A 16,492-nucleotide genomic window follows, 5' to 3' on the forward strand; every position below is an offset into this window, starting at 1 on the left:
GCATGTACGCAAGCGTCATCACCTCGCCGCGCCAAGTTGCGCTGCAACGCGTGCCGGTGCCCGAGCCCGGACCCGGCCAGTTGCTGCTCAAGCTGGAAGGCTCGGGCGTCTGCGCATCGAGCCTTCCGCTCTGGGAAGGCCGCGAATGGTTCGACTATCCGCAACCCGCCGGCGCGCCGGGCCACGAAGGCTGGGGCCGCGTGGCCGCGGTGGGCGAGGGCGTGCAGGGCGTCGCGGTGGGCGACCGCGTGGCCGCGCTCACCTACCGCGCGCATGCGGAGTACGACATCGCCGATGCGGGCGCCTTCGTGCCGCTGCCCGCCGCGCTGGCCGATGCCGCGATGCCTGGCGAGCCGCTGGGCTGCGCGGTCAACATCTTCCGGCGCAGCGACATCCGCGCGGGCCAGACGGTGGCGATTGTCGGCATTGGTTTCCTGGGCGCGATCCTCACGCGGCTCGCCGCGCGCGCCGATGCGCGGGTCATCGCGATCTCGCGGCGGCCGTTCTCGCTGGAGGTGGCGCGCAGCATGGGCGCGGCGCACACCATCGCGATGGAAGACCACCACCGCATCGTCGAGGAAGTGCGGCGCCTCACCGGCGGCGCGATGTGCGAGCGCACCATCGAGGCCGTGGGCCTGCAGTGGCCGCTCGACCTCGCGGGCGAGATCACCGGCGAGCGCGGCCGCCTCGTGGTCGCGGGCTACCACCAGGACGGCAAGCGCGAAGTCAACATGCAGATGTGGAACTGGCGCGGCATCGACGTCATCAATGCGCACGAGCGCGATCCGCGCGCCTACGTGCAGGGCATCCGCGAGGCGGTCGACCTGATGGCATCGGGCGTGCTCGACCCAGCGCCGCTGTTCACGCACCGGCTGCCGCTGGACCGCCTCGGCGAAGCGCTCGAACTCACGCGCACGCGGCCCGATGGTTTCCTCAAGGCGGTGGTGACCGCATGAGCGCCGATCCGATCGCGGTGATGGAAGCCGCACCACACACCACAAGCTCGCCCCGCACGCGCATGCCGCACCGCCCGCGCCTGGGCTTCCTCGGCGTCGGTTGGATCGGCCGCAACCGCATGGAGGCGATCGCGATGGACGGCGCCGCCGAAATCGTCGCCATCGCGGACGCGGATGCGCAGATGCGCGATGCGGCGCGCGAACTCGAACCGGGCGCCGCATCGCTCGCCTCCATCGACGCGCTGCTCGACCTGCCGCTGGACGGCCTGGTCATCGCCACGCCGAGCGCGCTGCACGCGCAGCAGGCCGAGGCGGCGCTCGCGCGCGGCATCGCGGTGTTCTGCCAGAAGCCGCTCGCGCGCACCTCGGCCGAGACGCGCAGCGTGATCGATGCCGCGCGGCGCGCCGACCGGCTGCTGGGCGTGGACCTGTCGTACCGGCGCACGCAGGCGATGCAGCGGGTGCGCGAATGCGTGGAGGCCGGCACGATCGGCGAGGTGTACGCGGTCGACCTGGTCTTTCACAACGCCTACGGGCCCGACAAGCCCTGGTTCCGCGACCCAAAGCTCTCGGGCGGCGGCTGCGTCATCGACCTGGGCATCCACATGGTGGACCTCGCGCTGTGGACGCTCGGGTTCCCGCGCGTGCAGTCGGTCTCCAGCTCCCTGCACGCCGGCGGCCGCAAGCTCGTGCTGCCCAGCGCGGAGGTCGAGGACCATGCGGTCGCGCAGCTCGAACTGGCCAACGGCTGCGTGGTGCGGCTCGCGTGTTCGTGGAACCTGCCGGCGGGGCGCGATGCGGTGATCGAGGCGCACTTTCATGGCACCCGCGGCGGCGCCGCGATGCGCAACATCGATGGGTCGTTCTACGACTTCATCGCCGAGCGCTTCGAGGGCACGCGCGCGCTGCCGCTCGCCGTGCCGCCCGATGCCTGGGGCGGCCGCGCGGCGGTGCACTGGGCGCGCGTGCTGGCGGCGGGCGGGCGCTTCGATCCCGAAGTCGCGCGGCTCGCGCAGGTCGCCGAGGTGCTGGATGCGATCTATGCGCGCTGAATCCACCGGACATGTGCTGATGACGGTCGACACCGTCGGCGGCGTCTGGCACCAGGGGCTGGAGCTTGCGGCGGGCCTGGCGCGGCGCGGCATGCGCGTGTCGCTCGCGACCATGGGCGCGCGGCTCACGCCGGCGCAGCGCGCGCAGGCGGCCGCGCTGCGCGGCGTGGCGCTGCACGAGAGCAGCTGGCGCCTCGAATGGATGGACGATGCCCGCGACGACGTGTGCCGTGCGGGCGACTGGCTGCTGGGCCTGGAAGCGCGGCTGCGGCCCGACGTGGTCCACCTGAACCAGTTCGCGTTCGGCGCCTGGCCCTTCGTGGCGCCCACGCTCGTGGTCGCGCATTCGTGCGTGCTCTCGTGGTGGCGCGCGGTGCACGGCGAGCGCGCGCCCTCGTCATGGGACGCCTACCGCGACATCGTGCGCCGTGGTCTCGCCGGTGCCACGCTGGTGGGCGCGCCCACGCAGGCGATGCTCGATGCGCTGGCCTTCGAGCACGGCCATGTGCAGGGCGGCGTGGTGCTGCCCAACGGACGCAGCCCCGCGGACTTCCGGCCGGGCGAGAAGCAGCCCGTGATTCTTGCGGCCGGCCGCCTCTGGGACCCGGCCAAGAACCTCGCCGCGCTGGAAGCGGTGGCGCCGCGCCTGCCGTGGCCGGTGCGCGTGGCGGGCGCGTGCGTGGAGCCGGGGCGCATGGCGCCATGCACCACGGCGGCGGTACAGGCCTCGGCCGTGCAATGGCTCGGCGAACTCGCGCCGACGGAGCTGGCCGCGCAGTTCGCCGAGGCATCGATCTATGCGCTGCCGGCGCGCTACGAACCGTTCGGCCTCTCGGCCCTCGAAGCGGCGCTGTCGGGCTGCGCGCTGGTGCTCGGCGACGTGCCCAGCCTGCGCGAGGTGTGGGGCAATGCCGCCGTGTATGTGCCGCCCGGCAATGCCGGCGCCTTGCGCGCGGCGCTGATGCAGCTCATCGACGGCCCGCGGCAGCGCGAACAGATGGCGCACCGCGCCCGCATCCGCGCCCGTTGCTTCACGCCCTCGCGCATGGTGCAGGCCTACCTCGGCGCCTATGCGCGGCTGTGTGCGCCGAAGCACACAGTGGCCGATGCGGCAGTGCAGGCGCCAGTGCAACGACAACCGGAGGCGATCCCATGCGATTCGTGATCTTCTGCCATTCGCTCGTGTCCGACTGGAACCACGGCAACGCCCATTTCCTGCGCGGCATCTGCAGCGAGCTGATGGCGCGCGGCCACGAGGTGGCTGTGTACGAGCCGCGCGGCGCATGGAGCCGCGTGAATCTCGAAGCCGAGCACGCCCATGCAGTGGAAGGCTTCGCGCGCGCCTATCCGGAGCTGCACAGCACCGTGTTCGATCCCGACATGCTCGACCTCGACGAGGCGCTGGCTGGCGCCGACATGGTGCTCGTGCACGAATGGAACCCGCATGCGCTGGTGCGCCGCATCGGCCTGCACCGCCGCGACGGCGGCCGCTACCGGCTGCTGTTCCACGACACGCACCACCGCTCGGTGAGCGACGCCGAGGGCATGGCCGCCTACGACCTCTCGCACTACGACGGCGTGCTCGCCTTCGGCGAAGTGATCCGCGAGCTCTACCGCCGCCGCGGCTGGGGCCGCCGTGCGTGGACCTGGCATGAGGCGGCCGACGTGCGGCGTTTCCATCCGTTGGACGACGTGGCGCCCGAGAGCGACCTGGTGTGGATCGGCAACTGGGGCGACGACGAGCGCGCCGCCGAGCTGGAGGAGTTTCTGTTCGCGCCCGTGCGCGCGCTCGGCCTCAGCGCCTGCGTGCACGGCGTGCGCTATCCGGCGGAGGCGCTTGCGCGGCTGAAGAGCGCCGGCATCGACTACGGCGGCTGGCTCCCCAACTACCGCGTGCCGCAGGTCTTCGCGCGCCACCGCGTCACCGTCCACGTGCCGCGCCGGCCGTACGTGCAGGCGCTGCCGGGCATACCGACGATCCGCGTGTTCGAGGCGCTGGCCTGCGGCATTCCGCTGGTGAGCGCGCCGTGGCGCGACAGCGAAGGCCTGTTCGCGCCGGGCCGGGACTTCCTGGTGGCGAACGACGGCGCCGCGATGCAGCGCCACCTGCGCGACCTTTTGAACGACCCGGCGCTCGCACGCGCGCTCATCGCGCAGGGCCTGGACACCGTGCGTGCCCGCCACACCTGCGCCCACCGCGTCGACGAACTTCTCGCCATCCATGCGCAGCTGGACGGCGAACGCACCCACAACCTCCGGAGCATTCCCGCATGACCCAGCCAGCAAGCCCGCCCATGAACATCGCCTTCTTCGCCTCCAGCCTGGTCTCGGCCTACTGGAACGGCGCGGCCACCTACTACCGGGGCATCGTGCGCGCGCTGCATGCGCGCGGCCACCGCGTGCGCTTCTACGAACCCGATGCCTTCGGCCGCCAGCAGCACCGCGACATCGACGATCCGCCCTGGGCCGAGGTGATCGTCTATCCGGGCGAGGGCGACGCGAACGCGCGCCGCATGGTCGAGCATGCGCGCGGTGCCGACCTCGTGGTGAAGGCCAGCGGCGTGGGCGTGTTCGACGAACTGCTCGAAGAAGCCGTGCTCGACCTGCGCGGCCCGAACACGCGTGTCGTGTTCTGGGACGTGGACGCGCCCGCCACGCTCGATCGCCTCGCGGCCGACTTCGCCGACCCGTTCCATGCGCTGGTGCCGCGCTACGACATGGTGCTCACCTATGGCGGCGGCGATCCGGTGGTCGAGGCCTACCGGCGCTTCGGCGCGCGCGACTGCGTGCCCATCTACAACGCGCTCGATCCCGACACCCACCATCCGGTCGAGGCCGATCCGCGCTTCGCAGCCGACCTGGGCTTTCTCGGCAACCGGCTGCCCGACCGCGAAGCCCGCGTCGATGCCTTCTTCCTGCGCGCGGCCGGGCTCCTGCCCGAGCGGCGCTTCCTGCTCGGCGGCAGCGGCTGGGACGACAAGCCCTTGCCCGCGAACGTGCGCAACCTCGGCCATGTCTACACCGCCGACCACAACGCCTTCAACCGCTCGCCGATGGCGGTGCTCAACGTGAGCCGCGACAGCATGGCGCGCTACGGCTTCTCGCCGGCCACGCGCGTCTTCGAAGCCGCGGGTTCGGCCGCCTGCCTCATCACCGATGCATGGGAAGGCATCGAGCTTTTCCTGGAGCCGGGGCGCGAAGTGCTGGTGGCGCGCAACGGCGAGGAGGTCGCGGCGCACGTCGAGCGGCTCGATCCGGTGCGCGCCCGCCGCATCGGCGAGGCCGCGTACCGGCGCGTGCTGTCCGAGCACACCTATGCGCACCGCGCCGCGCAGCTCGAAGCGCTGCTCGAAGGCCGCGACGCCGCGCGCGCGGTGGAGGTGGCGGCATGAGCGCGGCATCGACCGAACCGCTGAAGATCGTCGTCCTCGGGCTCTCGATCACGTCCTCCTGGGGCAACGGCCACGCGACCACCTACCGCGGCCTCGTGCGCGAGCTGGCGCGGCGAGGTCACGACGTGCTGTTCCTGGAGCGCGACGTGCCCTGGTACGCGAGCCACCGCGACCTGCCCGAGCCGCCAGATTCGAGCCATGGACGCACCGTGCTCTATGCGGACCTGCCGGCGCTGCAGCGCGCGCATGCACGGGACGTTGGCGAGGCCGACCTCGTGATGGTCGGCTCCTTCGTGCCCGACGGCATTGCGGTCGGCGACTGGGTGCAGTCGCAGGCCTCGGGCTGCACCGCCTTCTACGACATCGACACGCCCGTCACGCTCGCGGCACTCGGCCGCGACGGCACGAGCTACATCGAAGCGCGGCAGATCGCGGGCTACGACCTCTACCTGTCGTTCACCGGCGGTCCGACGCTGGAGCGGCTGCAGCGCGAGTTCGGTTCGCCGGCCGCGCGGCAGCTCTATTGCTCGGTCGATCCTGCCCTGTATTTCCCCGAGCCGGTGGCGCAGGACTGCGACCTCGGCTACATGGGTACCTACAGCGACGACCGGCAGCCCACGCTGGAGGCGCTGCTGCTGGAGCCCGCGCGCCAATGGCCCGAGGGCCGCTTCGAGGTGGCCGGCGCGCAGTACCCGGACGGCATCGTGTGGCCCGCCAACGTGCGCTACACCGCGCACCTTCCGCCCGCGCAGCACCGCGCGTTCTACAACCGCCAGCGCTTCACGCTCAACGTGACGCGCGCCGACATGATCCGCGCGGGCTGGTCGCCGAGCGTGCGGCTCTTCGAGGCCGCGGCCTGCGGCACGCCGATCGTGAGCGACCGCTGGGACGGCATCGAGTCGTTGCTGGTGCCGGGCCGCGAGATCTTCCTGGCCGATTCGCCGCGCGAGGTGACGCGGCTGCTGCGCGAGCTGCCCGAGGAAGAGCGGCGCGCGGTGGGCGAGCGCGCGCGGCAGCGCATCCTGGCCGAGCACACGGCCGCGCACCGCGCCGCCGAGCTGGAAGCGCATGCGCGCATGGCGCTGTTGCGGATGCCGGTGCGCGAGGCGGCATGAAAGAAGGAGACCGCATGCAGCATCCATCGTCCGTTTCCCTGTCCGACACGGTGGCCGCCTTCGATGCGGCCGGCCGCGAGCCCTCGGTGCGCGAGCAGATCGAGGCGCTCGGCCCGTGGTTCCACAACCTGCACCTGCCGGGCGGCGTGCAGACGACGCCCGAGCACTTTCTGGGTGGCGATTTCCCGAACTTCAAGTGGCAGGAGATCCGGCCCTTCGTGCCCGAGGACCTGAGCGGCTGGCGCGTGCTCGACGTGGGCTGCAACGCGGGCTTCTACAGCTTCGAGCTCGCGCGGCGCGGCGCCTCGGTGCTCGGCATCGATGTCGACGAGCACTACCTCGCGCAGGCGCGCTGGGCGGCCAGGCAGCTCGGGCTGGGCGCGCAGGTGGAGTTCCGGAAGATGCAGGTCTACGACCTCGCGCGCACCGATGCGAGCTTCGACCTCGTCTGGTTCATGGGCGTCTTCTATCACCTGCGCTATCCGCTGCTCGCACTCGACCTGTTGGCCGAGCGCACCCGCCGCATGCTGATGTTCCAGACGCTCACCATGCCGGGGGATTCGGTCTACGGGCCGTTAGAGGACTGTTCCATCGACGATCGCGCGCCGCTGCTGGAAAGCGGCTGGCCGCGCATGGCCTTCATCGAGCACCGGCTGGCCGGCGATCCGACGAACTGGTGGGCGCCCAACCATGCGGGCGTCGAGGCGATGCTGCGAAGCAGCGGCTTGCGTGTGGAGGCGCGCCCGGGCCACGAGATCTACCTGTGCGTGCCCGATGCGGAGGCGCGACGCGGCCGGGCGATGTTCGAATCGCAGTACGCCGCGGCCACGGGAGCCATCGGTGAAGGAAGCTGACCGCGAGCGCGAAGCAGACCAAGAGAAAGAAAAGAGAGAAGGGCGGGCACGCGAATCGCCGGTCGCCCAGGTGGTCGACCGCAACATCGCCGCGCTGATGCGCCGGCGGCGCGAAAAGACCCAGGCCGCGAGCCTGCAGGACCGCGCCGCCGATGCCATCACCTCGTTCGCGGGCAGCATGAAGTTCGTGTACCTGCACCTCCTCGTCTACGGCGGCTGGATCGCGGTCAACCTCGGCTGGCTGCCGCCGCTGCGGCCCTTCGATCCGACCTTCGTGGTGCTGGCGATGGTGGCCTCGGTGGAGGCGATCTTCATCTCGACCTTCGTGCTCATCAGCCAGAACCGCATGGCCGCGCTGGCCGACCAGCGCGCCGACCTCGACCTGCAGATCAGCCTGCTCGGCGAGCACGAGATCACCAAGATCATGTCGCTGGTGACAGAGATCGCCCAGCGCATGGACATCCCGGCCGCGAACGATCCCGAGCTGGGCGAGTTGCGGCGCAACGTGTCGCCCGAGCGCGTGCTCGACCGCATCGAGGAGCCCGGCGCCGACGCGCCTTGAAGTGCCGGGCGTGGGCTGCAGTTCAGCCGTCGCAAGTACTGCTGCGGCTGCCGTCGGCCAGCGCCGCGCGGCCCGTCGGCGTCACCGCGAGAAAGCGGCCCCACTCGCGGGACTCGCCATCCCGCACGGAGCGCAAGGTGAATGCGGCGACAAAGCCGGCCGCGCGCAGCACCACGAGGTTGTTGATCTCGTCGGGCTGCGTGAGCGTGAGCGGTGCCTTGGAGCGGCTCAGCCGGTCGAGGAATTCGATGCACATGGTCTTCGCGTCTTCTTTCTGCGGTTGCACACCTTGTCAGGCTGCTGCGGCCGCGAGCCGGGCGCCGCGCGCGCGGCGTCGCTCCACCGGGTCGATGTCCAGCGTCTGCCGGTACTTGGTGATGGTGCGGCGGGCGATGTGAAAGCCCTGCTGCGCCAGTTGCCGAGCGAGCGCGGCGTCGCTCAGCGGCGCGGTCGGCGGCTCGATCGCAATGAGCTCGCGAATGAGCTGCTGCACCGCCACCGGCGCGCTCGCGCCGCCGGCCGTGTGCTGCAGGCCGCGCGAGAAGAAGTACTGCAGCTCGAACACGCCCGCGGGCGTGGCGATGTACTTGTTGTTCACCGTGCGCGAGACGGTCGAGGCATGCACGCCCACCTCGTCGGCGATTTCCTTCAGGCCCAGCGGCTTCATCGCGAGCGGCCCGTGCTCCAGGAACATCTGCTGGCGCGCCACGATGGCACGCGCCACCTCCAGGATGGTCGAGGTGCGCTGCGCCACGGTACCCACCATCCAGCGCGCCTGTTCGAGGTAGGCCTTGAGCGCGCCGGTGTGGGCCCCGCGCCGCGTGTCGAGCAGTTGCGCACAGGCGGTGTTCAGCCGCACGCGCGGCACCGCATGCGGGTTGAGCGTGGTGCGCCACGCGCCGCGCACCTTCTTCACGGTGACGTCGGCGACGACGAGGCGCGCGCCGGTCTCGCCATGGCCCCAGCCCGGGCGCGGGTTCAGCCGCCGGATGCCGGCGACTGCGCACTGCACCTCGGCGAGCGGCGCGCCGGCTGCGCGCGCGATGCCGGCGAAGTCCTGTGCGGCGAGCAGGTCGATATGGCGCTCCAGGATGCGCTGCGCGAGCGCGCGCACCGGCACCGGCTCGATCGCATCGAGCTGCAGGCAGAGGCATTCGGGCACGCTGCGGGCCCCCACGCCGGCCGGGTCCAACGCCTGCACGCGGCGCAGCGCGGTGCGCATCTCGTCTTCGGTGTCGTCGGGGTTTTCACCGAGGGCGAGAGCGATGTCGCCGAGCGGCATGCGCAGGTAGCCGTCGTCGTCCAGCGCCTCGACCACCGCATGGGCCAGCGCCGCATCGCGCTCGTCCAGGCGCAGCACGCCGAGCTGCGCATGCAGGTGCGCCGACAGCGACTCCGGCAGCGCCAGGCGCTGCATCGCATCGAGGCTTTCGTCGTGCGAGAGGTGGCGCGTGCCCGCGGGCGGCGCCGCGGTGATGCGGTCGAACGCGGCCTCGGCTTCAGAGCTCGCTTCAGACCGTACCGGCTCCGCCAGCGCTTCGGGCGTGCCGCCCACCGAGGGTTCGTCGATTTCGAGAAAGGGGTTCAGCTCCGCCGCGTCGCGAAGAGCCTCTGCATATTCCTGCGAAGAAAGCTGGAGCAGCCGTACGGCATGCTGCAGCCGGGGAGAGAAGATCGCGGCCTGCGCCTGCCGCGCCTGCATGGCAATGGATGAATTCATGGCGATGGACACGCGCAATGGTCGTGCCAGGAAAAAATCCGAAAAGCGCGCGCAAAACGAGGTTGAAAGTGTGCAATTCGATGCACGAGACACGGCACCCAGAACGCCTTGCAGCAATTCTTGCAACGCCGTCCGACTGACAAGGCTGCTTCGTTGGCCCACACTGGCGGTATGAAAAACATTCGAAACGGCATGCGAGCGCCCGCGGGGCGATGGACTGCAGGCGTGTTGGCCGGTGCGTTTGCAAGCATCGTCGGCGTGGCGCTCGGTTCGGGCCTGCGGCGGCAAGGCGGAGCGCGCGGGCGCGTCTCGGTGGAGCGGCAACTGGCCGCGCTGCGCGCGCACACGGCGCGCCAGGCGCAGGCGGCACGGCAACTCGACCACGACCTGCGCGCACCGGTCGGTGCGATGGCGGTGGCGCTCGAACTCATGAGCACCACCGACGATCCCTCGTTGAAGCAAGAGGCGATGCAGGTGCTCGAGCGGCAGATCGCGCGTATGAATACGCTGACACATCGAGTGCACGAATTCTCACGCGAGTTCAACGGTTGAACCGTCGGCCGCGAGTGCCGGGCAGGAGAACCATCGACTGAATCGGGGAGCATCGGAAAGAGCGCGAAAAACACGCAAGAAGCACGCGCCTGTTTTTGTATCTGGAGTCGGTTTGGCGCACGCATTGATCGTTGAGGACGACGAAGATTCGGCCCGCATGATGGCCGCGCTCGTCGCGCGGGAGGGGCACTCGGTGATGTGCGCGAATTCGCTCGTCGCCGCGCGCCGGCTGATGGTGATGCAGCGGCCCGACCTGCTCTTGCTCGACCTGCACCTGCCCGACGGCGACGGCTTCGAGCTGCTCGACGACAAGAACGAGGCCTTGAGCGACACCGTGCTGGTGCTCATGACCGGCCAGGCGAGCCTGGAGACATCGATCCGCGCCATGCGCCTGGGCGCGGCCGACTACCTCGTGAAGCCCATCAACCCGCAGCACCTGAAGGGCCTGCTATCGCGCCTGATCGCACCGTCGCAGTTGCGCGCCGAGTTCGACGAGGTCGAGGAACTCTGGCGCGAGACCGGGCGCTTCGGCCCGCTGATCGGCCGCTCGCAGGAGATGCAGCGGGTGTACAGGCAGATTTCGCGCGTGGCGCGCACCGCGGTCACCGTGTTCATCCACGGCGAGAGCGGCACCGGCAAGGAACTGGTGGCGCGCGCGGTGCACGACATGAGCCGCCGGCGCGAGCAGCCCTTCCTGGCGGTGAACTGCGGCGCGCTCTCGCCCAGCCTGATCGAGAGCGAGATCTTCGGCCACGAGCGCGGCAGCTTCACCGGTGCCGAACGCCAGCACCAGGGCTTTTTCGAACGCGCGCACGGCGGCACGCTGTTCCTGGACGAAGTGACCGAGATGCCGCTGGAGCTGCAGGTGAAGCTGCTGCGGGTGCTGGAGACCGGCACCTTCATGCGCGTGGGCTCCACGCAGGTGCAGCAGACCGATGTGCGCGTGATCGCGGCAACCAACCGCGATGCGGCCGCGGCGGTGGCGAGCGGCCGCATGCGCGAAGACCTGCTCTACCGGCTCAACGTATTCCCCATCGCCTTGCCGCCGCTGCGCGAGCGCGGCGACGACATCGGGCTCATCGCGAGCGACTTCCTGCAGGACATGGCGCGCCAGGAAGGCGGCGGCGCCAAGCACCTGAGCCAGGGTGCGCACGCGCGCCTTGCGGCCTGGCGCTGGCCGGGCAATGTGCGCGAGCTGCGCAATGTGCTGCAGCGCGCCTGGGTGATGGCGAGCGGATCGGAGATCGACGAGGAATGGCTGCCCGCGCCGTCCGCACAGCCTTTGCGCGAGACACCGGAGGCGCCGCGCAATGGCGGGGCCTTCGCCATGCCATCGACGACCGCATTCGACACCGGGCGCGACAGCGCGCCCGCGCCGCTCGTGCCGGGCGGCCAGCAGCTCGTGGTCGAGGTCGGAACGCAGCTTGCCGATGTGGAGCGGCAGCTCATCCTCGCCACCTACGAGCGCTGCGGGCGCCACAAGGAGCGCACCGCCGCGCTGCTGGGCATCAGCATGAAGACCCTCTACAACCGGCTCAAGGAATACCAGCAGTAGCCCGCGCGGCCGCCGGGCCGCGCAAACCACGCAAGGATTGCATTGAACGATTCCACGCCCGACAGGGCCGAAGAAGAAGGCGCCACGCAGTTGGACGATGCGGTGCCGTCGTTCGGCTATGGCCTCCTGCCCCTGGTGGGCCTGGCCGGCGCCGCGGGGAGCGTCGAGGCGCTGTGCGCGTTCCTGCAGGGCACCGCGTCCGATTCGGGCATGGCCTTCGTCGCCGTGCTGAACCTGTCCGACCGCGGGCCGAAGGCATTTGCCGATCTCGTCCAGACGCTGCGCGCGGCGACGGCGCTGCCTGTGGTGCCGGTCGACCAGCGGGTGCGCCTCGCACCCGACACCCTCCATGTGCTGCCGCCCGGCAGGCCGCCGCACATGCGCGGCAATTTCATCGAACCGGCCGAGCTGCCGGCGGGCGGCGGGCGCCACCTGCCGGCGGACCTTTTCTTTCGCACGCTCGCGGATTCGCATGGCCCGCATGCGACGGCGGTGGTGCTCTCGGGGCCGGACGGCGACGGCACCATCGGCATCAAGCGCGTCAAGGAGCGCGGGGGCCTGACCATCGTTCAGGACCCGCGCGAGTCGGCCGAGGGGGGCATGGCGCAGACGGCCCTCGCGACCGGCATGGTCGACTGGGTGCTGCCGGCGCGCGAGATGGGCACGCGCATCGCCGCGTACTACCGCCTCGAATCGCAGCTGCGCCTGCCGCCCGAACAGCCGCCGGCGCACGACGCCGCGCTCGCCGAGGCCGCGCTGACGGACCCCGGCGAAGCGGCCTTGCGCGAGGTGCTGGCCTTCGTGCGCGACCGCACCGGCCGCGATTTCGACGACTACAAGCGCGCCACGGTGCTGCGGCGCCTCGGCCGGCGCATGCAGGTGAACGGCGTGGGCAACCTGCAGGCCTACCTCGACTGCCTGCGCACGCGGCCCGGCGAGGCGGGCGCGCTGGTGCACGACATGCTCATCAGCGTGACCAACTTCTTTCGCGACAGCGACAGCTTCGCCGCACTGGAAGCGCGCGTGCCGGAGCTCTTTCGCCACAAGGGCCCGGACGACACGCTGCGCGCCTGGGTGGTGGCCTGCGCCACTGGCGAGGAGGCGTATTCGATCGCGATGCTGCTGAGCGAACACGCGCGCACGCTGGAGAGCCCACCGTCCATCCAGGTCTTCGCGACCGACCTGGACGAGGAGGCGGTGCGAGCCGCGCGCGACGGCATCTACCCGCTGGCGGCCGAGGCCGACCTGGGCGAAGAGCGCATCCGGCAGTTCTTCGTGCGCGAGCCGCGCGGCCTGCGGGTGCGGCGCGAACTGCGCGAGATGGTGCTGTTCGCGGTGCACGACGTGCTGCGCGACGCGCCGTTCGCGCGCATCGACCTGGCGACCTGCCGCAACCTGCTCATCTACCTGAACCGCGATGCGCAGACGCGCGTGCTGGAGACGCTGCACTTCGCGATGTACCCGGGCGCGCCGCTGTTCCTCGGCGTCTCGGAGGCGGCGGACGGCGACGGGCGCCTGTTCGCCGTGGCCGACAAGCCGCACCGCATCTACCTGCGCTGCCAGTCGCGCGCGGGCGCACCGGTGCCGCCCCGGCCCGTCGGCCCGCCAAGAGCGGCCGCGGCGCGGCACTCGCAGGCGGTGATCCCCCTGGCGGCGATTGCGCCGCCCGTCGCACCGCAGGCCATGCTGCCGACCCTGCGCGGCGGGCAAACCATGACCTGGGCCGAAATGCACCTGCAGCTGGTCGACCTGCTGGCGCCGCCCTCGATCCTGGTGGACGCCGGGCACGAGATGCTGCACATCTCGCCCGCGGCCACGGCGTTCCTGTACTTCGGCGGCGGCGAGCCTTCGCGCAACGTGATGCAGGCCATCGTGCCCGACCTGAAGGCCGAACTGCAGACGGCGCTCCATCACGCGCACGAGCGGCACGAGCCTGTGGAGGTGGCGCCGGTGCGGGCGCGCATCGCCGGCGGCGAGGTGGAGGTGACCGTCAGCGTGCGGCCGGTGGAGGCGTTCGGCGGCGGCTTCCTGGTGCTGCTGCGCCGCCAGGACTTGCGCCAGGACGCGCTCGAGGGGAATTCCGGCGAAACCGCCCCTGCGGCCGGCGACGCCTTCGCCGTCCTGCCGCGTATGAAGCCCGAGCCCATCGCCAGCCACCTGGAGCGCGAGGTCGGACGCCTGAAGGCGCGCCTGCGCCAGACGGTGGAGCAGTACGAGGTCTCGACCGAGGAGCTCAAGGCGAGCAACGAAGAGCTGCACGCCATGAACGAGGAACTGCATGCGGCCGCCGAGGAGCTGGACACCAGCCGCGAGGAGCTGCAGTCGATCAACGAAGAGCTGACCACGGTCAACCAGGAACTGAAGAACAAGGTCGACGACCTGGGCCATGCCAACAGCGACATCGTGAATCTGATGGACGCGACGGCCATCGCCACCGTGTTCCTGGACCGGAACCTGCGCGTGATGCGCTTCACGCCGAGCGCGGCGACCATCTTCAAGCTGATCGCGAGCGACACGGGGCGCCCGCTCTCGGACCTGGTCACCGGGCTGGACTACCCCGAGCTCTCGGACGATGCGCGCGCCGTGCTGCGCTCGCTGCAGCCTTCGGAGCGCGAAGTGGGCGACGCGCGGGGCAACTGGTATCTGGCGCGCGCGCGGCCCTACCGCACCATCGAGGACGTGATCGCCGGCGTGGTGCTGAGCTTCGTGGACATCACCGAGCGCAAGGTCGCACAGGAATCACTCAGGCAATCTCAGGAGCGCTTCAGCGCCATCGTGAACCAGGCCTCGGTGGGCGTGGCGCAGATGCGGCTGGACGGCGAGATCACCTTCGCCAACACCTGCTACCGCGCGCTCACCGGCTACGGGGACGACGAGCTCCTGGGCCGGCGTGTGCTCGATTTCGTGCACCCGGCGGACCTTCCGGCGACGCAGTCGCTCTTCGAGCAGCTCGCCGCGCAGGGCAAGCCGTTCCAGGCCGAGAACCGCATCGTGCGCAAGAACGGCGAGGTCATGTGGCTGCACAAGAGCGTGACGGTGCTCACCGACGGCGGCGGCCGGCCCGACTCGGCGCTGATCGTCTGCACCGACGTGAGCGAGCGCAAGTTGGCCGAGGAAGCGCTGCGCGAGAGCCAGGAGCGCATGCGGCTGATGCTGGAGAACGCGATCGAGTACGCCATCTTCTCGGTCGACATGGAACGCCGCGTGACGAGCTGGAACGCCGGCGCCGAGCGGCTGCTGGGCTACAGCGAGCAGGAGATCCTCGGCCGCTCGGCCGACCTGATCTTCACCGAGGAAGACCGCGCCGCCGGCGCACCGGTCGAGGAGGCCCGCACCGCGCTCGCCGAAGGCCGCGCGGCGGACGACCGGCTGCACCAGCGCAAGGACGGCTCGCGCTTCTGGGCCAGCGGTGCGCTCATGCCAATGCACGACGGCGAGGGCAGGTCGATCGGACTGGTGAAGGTGCTGCGCGACCAGAGCAAGCAGCGCGCCGCGCAGCAGGAACTGGAGCAAAGCCGCGGCGAGCTGCTCTCCGCGCTGCGCGCCAACGAGGCCGCGCGCCGCGCGCTGGAAACGGCCGACGCGGCGAAAGACCGCTTTCTGGCGGTGCTCTCGCACGAGCTGCGCAACCCGCTCGCCTCGATCAGCGGCGCGGCCGAGCTGCTCGCGCCCGAATCGCTCGCCACGCAGGACCAGGCACGTGCCGCCCGCGTGATCCGCCGCCAGGCCTCGGTCATGAAGGTCATGCTGGGCGAGCTGCTCGACGTGTCGAGCCTGCGGCAGGGCCGGCTTGCGCTCAGCCGCGAGCGCATCAGCGCGCAGGCCATTGCGGATGCGGCGCTGGAGACGGTGCGGCCGCTCATCGAGCACGGGCGCCACACGCTCGATCTGGACATCGCCGAGGAAGAGATCGCGCTGGACGCCGACCCGATCCGGCTCAGCCAGGTGCTGTCGAACCTGCTGTCGAACGCCGCCAAGTACACGCCCGCGCCGGGGCGCATCGCGCTGTCGGTGCGGGCCGAGGCGCGCGACGCGGTGTTCGAGGTGACCGACGACGGCATCGGCATGGAGCCCGAGTCGATCGAGACGATGTTCGAGATGTTCGTGCAGAGCGAGCATGCGCACGCGCGCGCCAACGGCGGCCTGGGCATCGGTCTGGCGCTGGTGCGCAACATCGTGGAGCTGCACGGCGGCACCGTCACCGGCCACAGCGAAGGGCTGGGTCGGGGCTGCCGCTTCACGGTGCGGATTCCCACCGCGCGGCCGGCCGCGGCCATGTCGACGCTCGCGCCCGAAGCCGGCGGCGAGGCGCCGGTGCGGCTGCAGCGGCTTCTGCTCGCCGACGACAACGTCGATGCGCTCTGGGGCCTGGAGCAGATGCTCTCCAGGGCGGGCTTCGAGGTCGAGACAGTGAACAACGGCATCGATGCGCTGCGCGTGGCACAGGCGCTGCGCCCCGATGCGGCGGTGCTCGACATCGGCATGCCCGGCATGGACGGCCACGAGGTGGCGCGCCGCATCCGCGCCGAACCCTGGGGCCGCGAGCTCGTGCTGATCGCCGCCACCGGCTGGGGCCAGCCGGCCGACCGGGCCGCGGCGCTGGCGGCGGGGTTCGACGAGCATGTCGCCAAGCCGGTGACGGCCTCCGACCTGCAGCGGCTGCTGCGCGCGCACGAGGCGGGCCGCCAGGCACGCCGTTTGCCCGATGCATGAATGCCGCATCCATACCGGCGC

The 16,492-nt window shown here is 71.0% G+C and carries 13 protein-coding genes; 11 read left to right on the forward strand and 2 right to left on the reverse strand.

Going from position 1 to position 16,492, the window contains the following annotated elements; translation table 11 throughout:
- Positions 1 to 2: 2 nt before the first annotated feature.
- Genes VARPA_RS15240 through VARPA_RS15275 form a run of 8 tightly spaced genes read left to right on the forward strand, consistent with a single transcriptional unit; the run spans position 3 to position 7,931 of the window.
- The gene (locus tag VARPA_RS15240) at positions 3 to 956 is read left to right on the forward strand and encodes an MDR/zinc-dependent alcohol dehydrogenase-like family protein (RefSeq protein WP_041942914.1); all 954 of its coding nucleotides are present in this window, start codon (positions 3 to 5) and stop codon (positions 954 to 956) included.
- A complete protein-coding gene (locus VARPA_RS15245; RefSeq protein ID WP_013541472.1) occupies positions 953 to 2,008 on the forward strand; it encodes a Gfo/Idh/MocA family protein in 1,056 nt (351 codons plus the stop codon). Before VARPA_RS15240 ends, VARPA_RS15245 begins: the two co-directional genes overlap by 4 nt.
- Positions 1,998 to 3,173 (forward strand): glycosyltransferase family 4 protein, encoded by a 1,176-nt coding sequence (locus VARPA_RS15250; RefSeq protein ID WP_144298993.1) that lies wholly within the window; start codon positions 1,998 to 2,000, stop codon positions 3,171 to 3,173. Before VARPA_RS15245 ends, VARPA_RS15250 begins: the two co-directional genes overlap by 11 nt.
- Positions 3,161 to 4,282: a CgeB family protein gene (locus tag VARPA_RS15255; protein WP_013541474.1), complete on the forward strand. Its 1,122-nt coding sequence runs from the start codon at positions 3,161 to 3,163 to the stop codon at positions 4,280 to 4,282. The genes VARPA_RS15250 and VARPA_RS15255 overlap by 13 nt, the downstream gene beginning before the upstream one ends.
- Entirely contained in the window at positions 4,279 to 5,400 is a 1,122-nt protein-coding gene (locus VARPA_RS15260) for a CgeB family protein (RefSeq protein WP_013541475.1), read from the forward strand. The genes VARPA_RS15255 and VARPA_RS15260 overlap by 4 nt, the downstream gene beginning before the upstream one ends.
- On the forward strand, positions 5,397 to 6,515 hold the full coding sequence (locus VARPA_RS15265) for a CgeB family protein (protein WP_013541476.1): 1,119 nt from the start codon (positions 5,397 to 5,399) through the stop codon (positions 6,513 to 6,515). The genes VARPA_RS15260 and VARPA_RS15265 overlap by 4 nt, the downstream gene beginning before the upstream one ends.
- A 14-nt stretch (positions 6,516 to 6,529) precedes the next feature.
- Complete coding sequence (locus VARPA_RS15270) at positions 6,530 to 7,369, forward strand: TIGR04290 family methyltransferase (protein ID WP_013541477.1); 840 nt, start codon at positions 6,530 to 6,532, stop codon at positions 7,367 to 7,369.
- Positions 7,356 to 7,931 (forward strand): DUF1003 domain-containing protein, encoded by a 576-nt coding sequence (locus VARPA_RS15275; protein ID WP_013541478.1) that lies wholly within the window; start codon positions 7,356 to 7,358, stop codon positions 7,929 to 7,931. Before VARPA_RS15270 ends, VARPA_RS15275 begins: the two co-directional genes overlap by 14 nt.
- Before the next feature lie 22 nt (positions 7,932 to 7,953).
- On the opposite strand, the gene VARPA_RS15280 is transcribed toward VARPA_RS15275, so the two are convergent.
- Both VARPA_RS15280 and rpoN read right to left on the reverse strand, forming a co-directional pair.
- Positions 7,954 to 8,187: a hypothetical protein gene (locus tag VARPA_RS15280; protein WP_013541479.1), complete on the reverse strand. Its 234-nt coding sequence runs from the start codon at positions 8,185 to 8,187 to the stop codon at positions 7,954 to 7,956.
- 36 nt (positions 8,188 to 8,223) lie between these two features.
- Positions 8,224 to 9,651, reverse strand: coding sequence for an RNA polymerase factor sigma-54 (gene rpoN, locus VARPA_RS15285; protein WP_013541480.1), 1,428 nt, complete (start codon positions 9,649 to 9,651; stop codon positions 8,224 to 8,226).
- Positions 9,652 to 9,822: 171 nt separating this feature from the next.
- Between rpoN and VARPA_RS15290 the strand changes: the two genes are divergently transcribed.
- From VARPA_RS15290 to VARPA_RS15300, 3 genes are all read left to right on the forward strand, one after another.
- A complete protein-coding gene (locus VARPA_RS15290; RefSeq protein WP_144298994.1) occupies positions 9,823 to 10,203 on the forward strand; it encodes a histidine kinase dimerization/phospho-acceptor domain-containing protein in 381 nt (126 codons plus the stop codon).
- 112 nt (positions 10,204 to 10,315) lie between these two features.
- Complete coding sequence (locus VARPA_RS15295) at positions 10,316 to 11,758, forward strand: sigma-54-dependent transcriptional regulator (protein WP_013541482.1); 1,443 nt, start codon at positions 10,316 to 10,318, stop codon at positions 11,756 to 11,758.
- Positions 11,759 to 11,800: 42 nt separating this feature from the next.
- The gene (locus tag VARPA_RS15300; RefSeq protein ID WP_013541483.1) at positions 11,801 to 16,471 is read left to right on the forward strand and encodes a PAS domain S-box protein; all 4,671 of its coding nucleotides are present in this window, start codon (positions 11,801 to 11,803) and stop codon (positions 16,469 to 16,471) included.
- The last annotated feature ends 21 nt before the right edge of the window (positions 16,472 to 16,492 follow it).

The organism is Variovorax paradoxus EPS, assembly GCF_000184745.1.
Classification (GTDB): domain Bacteria; phylum Pseudomonadota; class Gammaproteobacteria; order Burkholderiales; family Burkholderiaceae_C; genus Variovorax; species Variovorax paradoxus_C.